The following is a 13,636-nucleotide window of genomic DNA, read 5'->3' as shown; positions in this document are numbered from 1 at the left end:
AGAGGTCCGCGGCGCGAGTGCTTGGAGATGGGGTGATGAAACATCACTTACCAATCGAAAACTAGCAATAAGCGTATGAAAGTACATGAAGATAAGAGGCTGAAGGGGGTAAGGGGGTGCGTTTTTTCACCCTGCTGGTGGTGTCGGTGCTTGATTCCGAGCCATCGGCTTGGTCTCGGGAGGCCCGGGCGTCGGCCGGATCAAAGCCGAACCGACCGGCTCAGACAGGCCGTTCCGGGTTCGGCCCTTTCCCGTTCGGAGTAGGTGGTATCGGCTCAGGGGCGAACGAGCACGGCTGCCGTGAGTGCGAGCAAGGCCGGCGTAGCGGCTTGGGCTGGAGCTGCTTTGGCGGGAGTGATCAGGCCCCTTAAGCCTCCGGCGCGTTGGGAGCCTGTGGGCCTGTCAGGTGAGCACGACGCTGGTGCCGTGATCTTCGAGGCTCGCGCCAAGTGGGTGCGTAGGGCCTTGGAGCCGACAGCCCCAGCCACGGCATATCCCTTCTCCAGCGTCAGGCGGCCGATTGCTGAACGTGCGGCCCGGACGCCGGCCGGGCTGGAGCGGGGCGGAGACCTGAGCGCAGGTCGACCGGGGGCCGCTCCGCGGGCGCGGAGCGGGGCGAGCCACCATGAATCAGTAGCAAAGTCGTAACTCGGTAGACACGGACGTTCTGGGGATGCAAACAAGGTCAGCGCAGCCCCCAGGCTTGCTCGCGTCGGCTGGGTGACGCGGGGGCCGGGTGCTGGTGATCGGCGCATTGGGCACGGGTGTGGACAGAGCCAGTGGACCCCGTGTGGACCACGCCCCCCGAGCACCGCCCGCGCCGGGTACTCTGTACCCGCTCCGCCCCAGGTGGGCCGGGGCGTAGGTGGGTTGCCCGAGCGGCCTAAGGGAACGGTCTTGAAAACCGTCGTGGCAGCGATGTCACCGTGGGTTCAAATCCCACACCCACCGCAGCGAAACGGCCCCCGACCAGGAAATACGGTCGGGGGCCGTCGCCGTGGTCCTTGGCTGAAGGACACCGCTGTTCCCTGGGACTTCCCGGTTCATCGGGCACGGTCGGGGCACGGCGCTAGATCCACTCTGCCCAGCCGAAGGTAGATTCGTATGCGGTGCGTACGGCGTTCCGCCCGCGGCTACCGGCCAGGAGCACTACAGCCAGGGCGACGACGAAGAGCGCGGCAAAGCCGCCAGCGATGATCACGCCCGTACTCGGCGACCAAGCCTTCCCCTGCAAGGACGCTTGCGGTGATCGTGATCGCCAAGCCCATGTGGGCGACGGACAGTTCCACACGAAACAGATTCCGCACCGCAGCTCGTGATGCCTGCATGTCTGAGTTGTAGCGCTCTCTTGCTGCATCAGGATCGGCGTTCGGTTTTTCTGGCCCCTGCTGGTGCAAGCGGTTCCCCTCATTTTCCGCTGACCGGAACCCTGGACCTCGGCCGTGGCTCCCCGCCACGCCACCGATCGGCCGGCGATCGCGAACGGTGCCCCCCGCCAGAAGCCTGAGCCCCACGAGGGCCGTCCCTTCTGGTGGGCGCCGGAATCCGGCCAGGGCGTGGCCGGGACGGCTTGTCTGCGTGTCAGGCGTACGCGGTGTCGGGGAGGCCCTCGTCGTGGGTGTCGGCTATGAGTTCGGCGAGGGTGAAGTGGGCCTCCTTGCGCGACAGCCGGTTCTCGACGCGGACGAAGTAGCTGCGTTCGGAGACGCGGTAGACCTGTCTCTGCTGGCGTCGCCGACCCGCGGCGGTCAGGGCCTCTTCGAAGGTGTCGAGCATGTACAGCATCCCGGCCAGCGCTTCGGCCTCGGTCCCTTCGAGTTCGCCGCGGACGGAGTACCGGAAGCCCTCCGCCTCGCCTTCGGTTTGCAGGACGGCCCATCGGGGCATGGTGCTCTCCAGTCCGGTCGGGGTAACGAGCCTTTTCAGGCTGATTCTTGACCAGTCGCGCGCCTGATCATGACCACTTGTTCGTTGTGCCTTGCCCGGGGTGACGTTCCTTTTTCCGACGAGCAATCCTCGGAGGCAGGGGGCTGACGGGCGCTGCGTCGGCCGGTGGGCGGGGTTCACGAAGCTGGGCGGTGGGCCGTCATTCGGGCGGCTGACGCGATCGTTTCCCGGGCCTCGCGGGCCGTCAGGCCGGTGTGGACGGCCGCGGTGATCAGGTCCTCGGTCAGTTCCGCTGCGATGCCGTTCTCGTGGGCCCGGCAGGCCGCCCAGAACAGCCGGGTGTTGCGCTGACCCTCGTGCGCGGCCAGGACGAACTGGATCAGGCCCCGGCCGTGCGCACCGCCCGCCGAAGGCTGCCGTCCCGGGCGGGCGGGGCGCGGCGGTGGGACCAGCAGCCGCAGCAGGGAGGGCGGACAGGGCGCCGGCGGGAGGTGGGCGCTGCCGGGGTCGGCGGCGTAGACGCCGTGGGCGGTGCGGGATCCGGGGCCGACCAGGTAGCCGCCGGCGCCGCGGATGTCGATGCCGGGGGCGAGCCGGCCGGCCGAGTTGGGGACGACGACGTCCGGCGGGCCGGTGAGCCAGAGGTGCCGTCCGCCGGACGGCGTGAGGACGACGACCGTCGGCGGGATCGTGAAGAGGTGCCGCAGGGCCAGTTCGCGCAAGGCCGATGAGGAGTCCGTGCCGGACTTGGTGTCCAGGTCGACGCCGATGAGGTGGTGCGGGGGCAGGCCGCAGGCGATGCCGTATCCGGTGGCCCAGGGGGCGGCGGCGAAGAGCGCGCGAATGCGGGCGGGGTCGGTGGTGGCGTCGTACACGCCGTGGCCGGGGCGGCCGCATTCGCCGTGGCAGGGCGGGGCGGCGGGGGTGGCGGAGGCAGTGGGGGCGTCGCGGGGGTCGTCGTGGTGTTCGGCCCGGTGGGGGGAGCGCAGGGCCGGGAGCTTGGTCCGGGACAGGGGGATGACGGCCAGGCCGCGTTCGGCGGCCGACAGGGCATGGGCGAGGGCCAGCGTGGTGGCCTGCCGGGGGAACCGGTCGGTGGTGGCCATACCTCTATTGTCGTACATATGTTCGAAATGGGGAAGGGGATGGCCGGTGGCGCGGGGGGTCTGCGGCGGTGCGGTGCGGGGCGGGATGCGAGGCGTCGGTGACCTTGGTGAAGGCTTGGCGAAGGCTTGACAGAGGTCGTCATCTGACGGACAGTCAGAAATCCTTCTGTCTTCGGCAATCAGTCTCCTCACGCCTCTCCCGTCCCGGTCCTGGAAGGAGTGCGGTCGTGGACGACGACGATCTCCACGCGCGGCTCAAGGCCTACGAGGGCTGTCCCGCCGCCGTCGCCGGCACCGGCCGGGACCCCGTCAACGTGCCCATGATCCGGCACTGGTGCGAGGCGATGGGCGATCGCAACCCCGCGTACACCGGTCTCGGCGCGATCGCCCCGCCCACCATGCTGCAGGCGTGGATCATGCGTGGCCTGGGCGGCCTGGGCGGCGGGGACGATCCGGCCGCCCAGGCCACCCAGGGGCGTGCGCAGGCCTACGACGAGTTGCTCACCCTGCTCGACGGCGCGGGCTGCACCGCGGTGGTGGCCACCGACTGCGAGCAGGAGTATCTGCGCCCCCTGCGGCCGGGTGACGAGGTCGCATTCGACACGGTGATCGAGTCGGTCTCGCCGCGCAAGACCACCAAGCTGGGCGCCGGCTACTTCGTCACGACCCGGACGGATGTGCGCGTGGCCGGGACGCTCGTCGGCACCCACCGCTTCCGCATCCTCAAGTACGCCCCGGCCAAGCGGACGTCGCGACCGCGCGAGCACCGCCCCCGCCCCGTCGTGAACCGCGACAACGCCGGTTTCTGGGAGGGCGTCCGCGACCGCCGCTTCCTCATCCAGCGCTGTGCCGACTGCGACACCCTCCGGTTCCCGTGGCTCCCGGGCTGCAACGCGTGCGGCGCGGCCGAGTGGGACGTCGTCGAGGCGGGCGGCGCGGGGACGGTCTTCTCGTACGTGGTGATGCACCACCCGCCCTTCCCGGCGTTCTCCCCGCCCTACGCGGTGGGGCTGATCGAACTCGCCGAGGGCGTCCGGGTGATCAGCGACGTGGTGGACGTCCCCTACGACAAGGTGCGCGTCGGCATGCCCGTGGAGCTGGAGTTCCGTACGTACGACGACGAGTTGACGCTGCCCGTGTTCCGCGCGCGTGAGGGAGCCGTATGAAGGCCGGTGACGTGCTGCCGCCGCTGGAGATCGAGGTCACCCGCACCCTGATCGTGGCCGGCGCCCTCGCCTCGCGCGACTACCAGGACGTCCACCACGACCCGGAACTCGCCCGGCAGAAGGGGTCGCCCGACATCTTCATGAACATCCTCACGACCAACGGCCTGGTCGGCCGCTACCTCACCGACCGGTTCGGCCCGACGGCCGTGCTGCACAAGGTGGCCATCAGGCTCGGGGCGCCCAACCACCCGGGCGACACCATGGTGTTGAGAGGCCGGATCGAGGAGGTCGACGGGGACACCGCCGTGGTGCGGGTCACCGGGGACAACGGCGTCGGCCGTCATGTCACCGGCACGGTCACGCTCACCGTCCCGGGAGCGGGAGCGGGAGCGGGAGCGGGAGCGGGAGCGGAAGCCGGGTCGGAGGCGGGGGCTCGATGAGTGTGCGGGAGCGCGATCGGCTCGGGGGGCGGGCCGCCGTCGTCGGGATCGGAGCGACGGAGTTCTCCAAGGACTCCGGGCGCAGCGAACTGCGGCTGGCGGCGGAGGCGGTACGAGCCGCACTGGACGACGCGGGCCTCGTGCCGGCCGACGTGGACGGGATGGTGACGTTCACGATGGACACCAGCCCGGAGATCACCGTGGCGCAGGCCTGCGGGATGGGCGAGCTGTCCTTCTTCTCGCGGGTCCACTACGGCGGCGGGGCGGCCTGCGCGACCGTGCAGCAGGCGGCGCTGGCCGTGGCGGCGGGCGTGGCCGAGGTCGTCGTCTGCTACCGCGCCTTCAACGAGCGTTCGGGACGCCGCTTCGGCTCGGGGGTGCAGCACCGGGAGCCGTCGGCCGAGGGGGCGGCACTCGGCTGGGCGCTGCCGTTCGGGCTGCTCACCCCCGCGTCCTGGGTGGCGATGGCGGCCCAGCGGTACCTGTACGCGTACGGGTTGACGGCGCAGGAGGCCTTCGGCCCGGTGGCCGTCACGGCCCGCCGGCACGCGGCGCACAACCCGGCCGCCTACTTCCACGGCCGTCCGATCACCCTCGCGGACCACGCGGCGTCCCGTTGGATCGCCGAACCCCTGCGGCTGCTGGACTGCTGCCAGGAGACCGACGGCGGCCAGGCCCTGGTCGTCACCTCGGTGGAGCGGGCCCGCGACCTGGCGCGGCCGCCCGCCGTGATCGCCGCCGCGGCGCAGGGGGCGGCCCGGGCCCAGGAGCAGATGACCAGCTTCTACCGCGACGACCTGACGGGCTTGCCGGAGATGTCCGTGGTCGCCCGTCAGCTGTGGCGGACCTCCGGGCTGGCGCCGGCCGACATCGACGTGGGGATCCTGTACGACCACTTCACCCCGTTCGTGCTGATGCAGCTGGAGGAGTTCGGCTTCTGCGCGCCGGGCGAGGCCGCCGGTTTCGTGACGGAGGACCGGCTGCCGCTGAACACCCACGGCGGCCAGCTCGGCGAGGCCTACCTGCACGGGATGAACGGCATCGCGGAGGCCGTACGGCAGCTGCGGGGCACGTCCGTGAACCAGGTGCCGGACGCCGCACGGGCGCTGGTGACGGCGGGAACCGGCGTGCCGACCTCGGGCCTGGTACTGGTCTCGGACGCCTGAGAGCCCGAGTGGCGTCCTGAGAGCCCGAGGACGGACCCAGCGGGTCCGTGCCGCCGGCAGCATCCGGCGATGGCGCGAGGGGTGGCGCGACGGCGGCCTGGTGTGCACGGTCAAGGAGCCCGCGTACGCCCAGGAGCGCACGGCCGCGAGGTTCAGGGGCCCAGGGTCATCCCCGAGGGGTGGAGGGGCCATGGGCTTCCCCGAGGGGTGGAGGGGCCAGGGTCGTCCCGACGGGGAAGGGCCCAGGGCCATCCCCGAAGGGCGATGGGGCCAGGGTCATCCCCGACGGGGGGTGGTGGCTCGTCCACCTGTAGGAGGTGGGGCAGGCGCCACCCCTACAACCTGAGAGGGACGCGTCTTAGGGACCTGCGGCCGATCCGCCCGCCCGGCAGGCGAACCTAGCGTGGAGCCATGACCACATCCGTCTGCACCAGCGCGTCGAACGGCAGGACGCGGCCCTCACCGTATCCGTCCTTCGCCTCGTATGTCAGAGCCCGTCAGCCGGTGCTGCTGCGTACCGCCAGGTCGCTGACCGCGAACCCGAACGACGCGGAGGACCTGCTGCAGACCGCCCTCGCCAAGACGTACGTCGCGTGGGAGCGGATCGAGGACCACCGGGCGCTCGACGGTTACGTGCGCCGGGCCCTGGTGAACACCCGCACGTCGCAGTGGCGCAAGCGCAAGGTCGACGAGTACATGTGCGACGAGCTGCCGGAGCCGGAGCCCGACGTCGGCGGCGACGACCCGGCCGAGCGGCAGGCACTGCACGACGCGATGTGGCACGCGATCATGAAGCTGCCCGCGCGGCAGCGCGCGATGGTGGTCCTCAGGTACTACGAGGACCTCAGCGAAGCCCAAACGGCCGAAGTGCTAGGCGTCTCCGTGGGCACCGTGAAGTCGGCAGTGTCGCGGGCGCTCGGCAAGCTGCGCGAGGACCCTGAGCTGGGACTTGTGAGATAGCGGGCCGAAGTGGTGTTTTGACCAGGGCTTGAACGTGACGGGCCGGGGCTGGGACGTGATCTGATCGATCACCGCCGCCTAGTGACATACCGCGCGGTATGTGCGCAGAATCAGCACAACCGTTACCACCGCGTAGGCAATGTCGCCGCCCTGGGAGGACGCCGTGCTGAGCACCATGCAGGACGTACCGCTGCTGATCTCGAGGATCCTGACGCACGGGGCCACGATCCACGGCTCGTCACAGGTGACCACCTGGACGGGCGAGGGCGAGCCGCACCGCCGCTCCTTCGCCGAGATCGGCGACCGTGCCGCCCAGCTGGCGCACGCCCTGCGCGACGACCTCGGGGTGTCCGGCGACGACCGGGTCGCCACCCTCATGTGGAACAACGCCGAGCACGTCGAGGCCTACTTCGCGATCCCCGCGATGGGCGCCGTGCTGCACACCCTCAACCTGCGCCTGCCTCCCGAGCAACTGGTGTGGATCGTCAACCACGCGGCCGACAAGGTGGTCATAGCCAACGGCTCCCTGCTGCCGCTGCTCGCCCCGCTGCTCCCGCACCTCAAGACGATCGAGCACGTCGTCGTCTCCGGACCCGGCGACCGCTCCCTCCTCGACGGCGCCCACGCGCGCGTGCACGAGTACGAGGACCTCGTCGCGGGCAAGCCGACCGCCTACGACTGGCCCGAGCTGGACGAACGCCAGGCCGCCTCCATGTGCTACACCTCGGGCACCACGGGGGACCCCAAGGGCGTCGTCTACAGCCACCGTTCGATCTACCTGCACTCCATGCAGGTCAACATGGCCCAGTCGATGGGTCTGACCGACCAGGACACCTCGCTCGTCGTCGTCCCGCAGTTCCACGTGAACGCCTGGGGCCTGCCGCACGCCACCTTCATGACCGGCGTGAACATGCTGATGCCGGAGCGCTTCCTGCAGCCCGCGCCACTCGCCGAGATGATCGAGAGCGAGAAGCCGACGCACGCGGCCGCCGTCCCCACCATCTGGCAGGGCCTGCTGGCCGAGCTGACCGCCAAGCCGCGGGACGTCTCCAGCCTCACGCAGGTCACCATCGGCGGCTCGGCCTGTCCGCCGGCCCTCATGACCGCCTTCGACGGGCTGGGCATGCGGGTCTGTCACGCCTGGGGCATGACGGAGACCTCCCCGCTCGGCACCATCGCCCGTCCGCCGGCCCACGCGGTCGGCACCGACGAGGAGTTCGGCTACCGCCTCACCCAGGGCCGCTTCCCGGCCGGCGTCGAGGCCCGCCTCACCGGCCCCGGCGGCGAACGCCTGCCCTGGGACGGCACATCGGCCGGCGAGCTGGAGGTGCGCGGCGCCTGGATCGCCGGCGCCTACTACAACGGCCCCGACGCCGAACCCCTGCGCCCCGCCGACAAGTTCAGCGAGGACGGCTGGCTCAAGACGGGTGACGTCGGCACCATCTCCCCCGACGGCTTCCTCACCCTCACCGACCGCGCGAAGGACGTCATCAAGTCCGGCGGCGAGTGGATCTCGTCGGTGGACCTGGAGAACGCGCTGATGTCCCACCCGGACGTCGCCGAGGCCGCCGTCGTGGCCGTCCCGGACGACAAGTGGGGCGAGCGCCCGCTGGCCACGGTCGTCCTCAAGGAGGGCTCCACCGCCGACTTCACGTCCCTGCGCGCCTTCCTCGCCGCCGAGGGCGGCATCGCCAAGTGGCAGCTCCCCGAGCGCTGGACGATCATCGAGGCCGTCCCGAAGACGAGCGTGGGCAAGTTCGACAAAAAGGTACTCCGAAGGCAGTACGCCGAGGGCAACCTGGACGTCACGCGCCTCTGACGCGTGAAGCGGAGCAGGTCAGCACCCTGACCCCTGACCCCTGACCCCCTGACCTCTGACCCGCTGACCCCTGACCCGCTGACCCGCCCGTCCGGCGGCTCAGCGGGTCACCGGCGTGTTCATCGGCGTGTTCATCGGCGGACGGCCGTGGTCGTCCGGCCCGGCGCCGACCCTCCGCTCCCCCCGGGGGGAGCGGAGAAGAGCAGGCCGGCCGCGGGTCCGAACGGGCGACCGACGCGATCCAGGCCACGACCGCCGCGGACGCTCCGCCGCCGACCGGGACCGGGAAGAAGGAACGGAAACGGCAGCAGGCGTGGGCACGGGAACGGCGGCGGGCGCGGGAACGGGAGACGTGGGATCACACGGACCCTGTACGAAGGGTCGGGTGCCTAGTTGGTGCCGATCCGCGCCAGCAGGTCCACGATCCTGCTCTGCACCTCCGGGCTGGTCGACCGCTCGGCGAGGAAGAGGACCGTCTCCCCCGACGCCAGCCGCGGCAGGTCCGCCTGGTCGACGGCGGCCGTGTAGACGACGAGCGGGGTGCGGTTGAGCTGCCCGTTCGCCCGCAGCCAGTCCAGGATCCCGGCCTGCCGACGATGCACCTGCATCAGGTCCATCACCACCAGGTTCGGCCGCAGCTGTCCGGCGAGCGCGACGGCGTCCGCGTCGCTCGCCGCACGCGCCACCTGCATTCCGCGCCGCTCGAGCGTCGAGGTCAGCGCGAGTGCGATCTCGGCGTGTTCCTCGATGAGCAGCACCCGAGGCGGATGCTGCTCGGTGTCGCGCGGCGCGAGCGCCTTCAGCAGGACGGCGGGGTCGGCGCCGTACGCCGCCTCGCGCGTCGCCTGCCCGAGCCCGGCCGTGACCAGCACCGGCACCTCTGCGGCGACGGCGGCGGTCCGCAGCGACTGCAGCGCGGTGCGGGTGATCGGCCCGGTCAGCGGGTCCACGAACAGCGCCGCGGGGAACGCGGCGATCTGCGCGTCGACCTCCTCGCGCGAGTGCACGATGACCGGACGGTAGCCGCGGTCGCTGAGCGCCTGCTGGGTGCTGACGTCGGGCGCCGGCCACACCAGCAGCCGACGCGGGTTGTCCAGCGGCTCCGGCGGCAGCTCGTCGTCCAACGGCTGCGGGCGCGGCGGATCCGCCACCTCGACGGCACCGCCGGGTCCGTCCAGCGGTTCGGGTCCCTCGGCGGCGTTCTCGTCCGGGGCGCCTATGGCGTACGACCGTCCGGCCCCCTCGGTGCCCGTCCCACCGGCCACGAGCCGCGACTGACCCGCGAGGGACGGCTGGGACTGCTGAGACGGCTGGGTCGGGGCTGACGGCTGGGACTGCTGTGACGAGACGGGAGCGGGAGCGGGAGCGGGCATGGGCGTGGGCGCGGGGGCTGGGGCTGGGGCGGCATGCTGAGTCGGAGCCGCCACGGCCCGCGTCGCCCCCGTCGGCTGCGGGCCGGTGCTCTGCTCGCCCGACGGGTGCGGCCGGGCCGTCTGCTCCGGACGCGTCGCCGGGTCGGGCGGGGTCCCCAGCTTGCGGCGCCGCCCGGACCCGCCCGGGGTGTGCGGGGCGGGGGTGTGCGGGGCAGGTGTGGAGGTCGGCTGCGGGGACGGCAGGCCGGGCTGGGAGCGCTGCGCCGACGGGGCCTGATGGGCATGCTGCACCTGGTGTGCTTGCTGCACGTGCTGGGCTTGCTGGACCTGTTGCACCTGGGCGGCCTGCCGGGTGAAGGGCACGCCCTGCCCCAGCGTCCGCACGCTGATGGCCCGCCCCTGCGTCGAGTTGGGGTCGACGGACGCGGCCATGGCGGCCTCGGCGGGCAACGGCTGTGCCGCGCGCGGCTGTCCGACGACGGCCTCGGGCGGCAGCGGGGTGCCTGTGCTGGGGGTCGACACGGCCGATACGGCCGGGGAGGCCGCGGCAGGCGCTTCGGCGGGGAGCGGCAACCCCTGCCCGGGCACCGGCTGCGCGACGGAACCGGGCTGCACACCCTGCGCCTGGGCCTGGCCCGGGACGGCTTCCGCGGGCTGGCCGACGGCCCGTCGCCGGCGGCCGGTCGGCGCGCTGGTCGGGTGCGGCTGGGGCGGGGTGTGGTCGTCGGCCTGGTCGTGCGGGACGGCGTCATGACGTCCGTGGTCGGCGCCGGAGTCCCCGAGGGGACCGGAATCCGGCACGGGTGCATGGGCCTGCGCGGGAATCGGCGCCTGCGCCGGCATCGGGGCCTGAGACGGCATCGGGGCCTGAGCGGCCGCCGGCACCTGCCCGGGTGCCTGCCCGGGCGCCTGGACCAGGCCCGGAGCCTGCATCACGCCCGCAACCGGTACCGGAACGGGACCGTCGGGCTGCCCCTGCCCCTGCCCCTGCCCCTGCCCCTGATCCTGGCCCTGGACGTGAGCTGGCCCGGATCCGCCGGAAACAGGGCCGGGAGCGCTACCGGGAACGTTACCGGCAACGTCCGTGGTCCGGTCCGCCTCCGCGGGCGGCAGGGCGAAGACCGTGCGGGGCCCCGCCTCCTGCGCGGCGGCACGCTCGTTCGCGGCGGCCAGCGCACGCCGACGGCGCCCGGTCGGCTGTCCGCCCTCCGCCTCGGCGTCGCCCTGGGAGCCCGCACCAGTGTCCGCGCCGGTCGGGTCTGTGCCGGTCGTGTCCGCGCCGGTCATCGCGGGGGCCGCCTCGGCCGACGGGCCCGCGAGAGCCGGCAGCGCCGGTGGCAGGGCGTTCTGCGGCTGCTGACCGTCGGCCGCGTGCAGGGCACGTCGCCCGTCCGTAGCCGGTACGCCCTGGGCCGGTACGCCCTGCGGCGGAACGGTGCCGCCGAGTCCCGTCCCCGAAGCCGCCGTGCCCGCCGCGTGCTCAGCGGCCATGACGACGGCGCCCTCGCTCACTCCGGAGTCGGCCCCCGCGACGGCGAGCTCGGCGGAACGCCCACGCCGCCGTCCGGTGCCGCCCGCACCCTCGGACCCCTCGGGCCGCCCCTCGAACCCCTCGACCTCGCCCACCGCCGGCGGCAACTCGCCCGGCGTCTCCGCGGCGGGCGCGCCATGCCTGCGCCGGCGTCCGGTCGGCACCGTCGCGTCGGCGTCGGCGCCGCCCTCCGCCTCGGGGACGTCGCTCTCCAGGAAGGCGTCCACGGAGGACCGCCGTGCCCGCCGCCGTCCACCGGCGGCCTGCTCGGCCGGGCCCTCGTGCTGTCCCGCCGCGCCGTCGCCCACCGTGAGGGCGGGCAGCGCAGCGGCCGGCGGAGCCGCGACGGCCCCCGCCCCACCGCCCAACGGCACCTCCAGCACGTACGCGCTGCCGCTCATGCCCGGCACCTCGTGCGTCTGCAGCACGCCCCCGTGGGCCCGGACGATCCCCCGCACGATCGGCTCGTGCACGGGGTCGCCGCCGGCGTACGGTCCGCGCACCTCGATGCGCACCACCTCGCCGCGCTGGGCGGCCGCCACCACGACGGTGTTGTCCATGTAACCGCCCGCCGAGACGGGCGCGTTGCCGGTGGCGTCGACGCCGGCGACGTCCGCCACGAGATGCGCGAGCGCGGTCGCGAGGAGCCGCACGTCGACCTCGGCCTCGATGGGCGGCGCGTGCACGGCGAACTGGACCCGGCCGGGCCCGATGAGCTCCACCGCGCCGTCGACGCCCGCGGCGACGACCGCGTCGAGCATCACCTTCGTCCGGACGACGGTCTCCGCCCCCGTGTCGAGCCGCTGGTATCCGAGCACGTTGTCGATGAGGGTGGTGATTCGCGAATAGCCGGCGGACAGGTGGTGCAGCACCTGGTTGGCCTCAGGCCAGAGCTGTCCGGCGTCGTCCGCGGCGAGCGCGGCCAGCTCCCGGCGCAGCTCGTCCAGCGGTCCGCGCAGGGAACCCCCGAGCAGGGTGAGCAGCTGTTCGTGCCGCCCGGCGAGCGCCTCGTACCGGTCCTTCTCCCGCTCGCCGAGCGCGGCGTAACGCTCCTCGCCGGCCGCGATCTGCTCCTCGTGGCGCCCGCGCAGCTCCTCGAGCTCGGCGACGTGCTGCTGGCGCAGTGCGGTGAGGTCGGCGGCGTGCTCCTCGGAGAGCTTCTCCAGCTCGTTCGCGTGTCGCTGCTCGACGGACTCCTTCTCCTCCGCCAGGGCGTCGTAGGGCCGGCGGTCGGTGAAGGTCATGACGGCGCCGACGAGTTGGTCGCCGTCACGCACGGGCGCGGTCGTCAGGTCGACCGAGACCCGGTCGCCGCCCTTGGACCACAGCACCTGGCCGCGCACCCGGTGCTTGCGCCCGGAGCGCAGGGTGTCGGCGAGCGGCGACTCGTCGTACGGGAAGGGCGAGCCGTCTCCGCGCGAGTGCAGCACCAGGGTGTGCAGCTCCTTGCCGCCGAGATCGCTCGCCCGATATCCCAGTATCTGGGCGGCGGCCGGGTTGACGAGCACGATCCGCCCGTCGGTGTCGGTGCCGACGACGCCCTCGGCCGCGGCCCGCAGGATCATCTCGGTCTGCCGCTGCGAGCGCGCCAGCTCGGCCTCGGTGTCGACGGTGCCGGAGAGGTCGCGCACGACGAGCATCAGCAGCTCGTCGGAGGCGGAGGAGTATCCGTAGCCGTCGTAGGCCTGCTGGCCGTTCTCCAGGTTGGCGCTGGTGACCTCGACCGGGAACTCGGTGCCGTCGGTGCGGCGCGCGACCATCCGGGTCGGCTTGGTCCGCCCGCGCGGGTCCATGTGGTCGGGGCGCCGCATGGACCCCGGGATGAGCTTGGAGTCGAACTGCGGCAGCAGATCGAGCAGCCCCCGCCCCACCAGAGCCGTACCCGGCGTCTCGAACGCCTCGAGCGCGATGGTGTTCGCGTTGACGACCGTCCCGTTGGCGTTGACCAGGACCAACGCGTCGGGAAGCGCGTCGAGTATGGCTGCGAGGCGAGCAGCGCCTCGGGATGGCCTGCTGCTCACGAGTCGCTTCCTCCCTGTTACCGCACTCTGCCGACCGCTCGGGCCATAGTGCCAACCGGTCCGCAGCGTGTCACGCGAGGGAGTCTAAGGGCTGGGGTCCCGCCGGTGACGCCGGATGAGAGCGAGCTCGCACGACGAAGTGACCCAGAACGTATGTCCGGCCCCGC

Annotated in this window: 8 protein-coding genes and 1 tRNA gene; 6 read left to right on the top strand and 3 right to left on the bottom strand. The window is 72.5% G+C overall.

Going from position 1 to position 13,636, the window contains the following annotated elements:
• Positions 1–864: 864 nt before the first annotated feature.
• Positions 865–951, top strand: a tRNA-Ser gene (locus QA802_RS20655).
• A gap of 630 nt (positions 952–1,581) precedes the next feature.
• Here QA802_RS20655 and QA802_RS20650 read toward each other — a convergent pair.
• Positions 1,582–1,887, bottom strand: coding sequence for a hypothetical protein (locus tag QA802_RS20650; RefSeq protein ID WP_334524795.1), 306 nt, complete (start codon positions 1,885–1,887; stop codon positions 1,582–1,584).
• A 176-nt stretch (positions 1,888–2,063) separates the two neighbouring features.
• Positions 2,064–2,993 carry a bifunctional DNA primase/polymerase gene (locus QA802_RS20645; RefSeq protein ID WP_334524792.1) on the bottom strand — a complete coding sequence of 310 codons (930 nt, stop codon included), beginning with the start codon at positions 2,991–2,993 and terminating at the stop codon, positions 2,064–2,066.
• A gap of 227 nt (positions 2,994–3,220) precedes the next feature.
• Between QA802_RS20645 and QA802_RS20640 the strand changes: the two genes are divergently transcribed.
• The 5 genes from QA802_RS20640 to QA802_RS20620 all read left to right on the top strand — a co-directional run bounded on the left by QA802_RS20640 (position 3,221) and on the right by QA802_RS20620 (position 8,544).
• A complete protein-coding gene (locus tag QA802_RS20640) occupies positions 3,221–4,159 on the top strand; it encodes a bifunctional MaoC family dehydratase N-terminal/OB-fold nucleic acid binding domain-containing protein (RefSeq protein WP_334524789.1) in 939 nt (312 codons plus the stop codon).
• Positions 4,156–4,599 carry a MaoC/PaaZ C-terminal domain-containing protein gene (locus QA802_RS20635; RefSeq protein WP_334524786.1) on the top strand — a complete coding sequence of 148 codons (444 nt, stop codon included), beginning with the start codon at positions 4,156–4,158 and terminating at the stop codon, positions 4,597–4,599. Before QA802_RS20640 ends, QA802_RS20635 begins: the two co-directional genes overlap by 4 nt.
• A complete protein-coding gene (locus tag QA802_RS20630; RefSeq protein WP_334524783.1) occupies positions 4,596–5,765 on the top strand; it encodes a lipid-transfer protein in 1,170 nt (389 codons plus the stop codon). The genes QA802_RS20635 and QA802_RS20630 overlap by 4 nt, the downstream gene beginning before the upstream one ends.
• Positions 5,766–6,176: 411 nt before the next feature.
• The gene (locus QA802_RS20625) at positions 6,177–6,725 is read left to right on the top strand and encodes a SigE family RNA polymerase sigma factor (protein ID WP_334524780.1); all 549 of its coding nucleotides are present in this window, start codon (positions 6,177–6,179) and stop codon (positions 6,723–6,725) included.
• 139 nt (positions 6,726–6,864) lie between these two features.
• A complete protein-coding gene (locus QA802_RS20620) occupies positions 6,865–8,544 on the top strand; it encodes a long-chain fatty acid--CoA ligase (RefSeq protein WP_334524777.1) in 1,680 nt (559 codons plus the stop codon).
• 389 nt (positions 8,545–8,933) lie between these two features.
• Here the strand turns inward: QA802_RS20620 and QA802_RS20615 are convergent, their stop codons facing one another.
• Complete coding sequence (locus QA802_RS20615) at positions 8,934–13,469, bottom strand: PAS domain-containing protein (RefSeq protein ID WP_334524774.1); 4,536 nt, start codon at positions 13,467–13,469, stop codon at positions 8,934–8,936.
• Positions 13,470–13,636 lie beyond the last annotated feature (167 nt).

Origin of the sequence: Streptomyces sp. B21-105, assembly GCF_036898465.1 — a bacterium.
Classification (GTDB): domain Bacteria; phylum Actinomycetota; class Actinomycetes; order Streptomycetales; family Streptomycetaceae; genus Streptomyces.
Note: the sequence above shows the minus strand (reverse complement) of the source record. Positions and strands in the feature narration are given on the sequence as shown.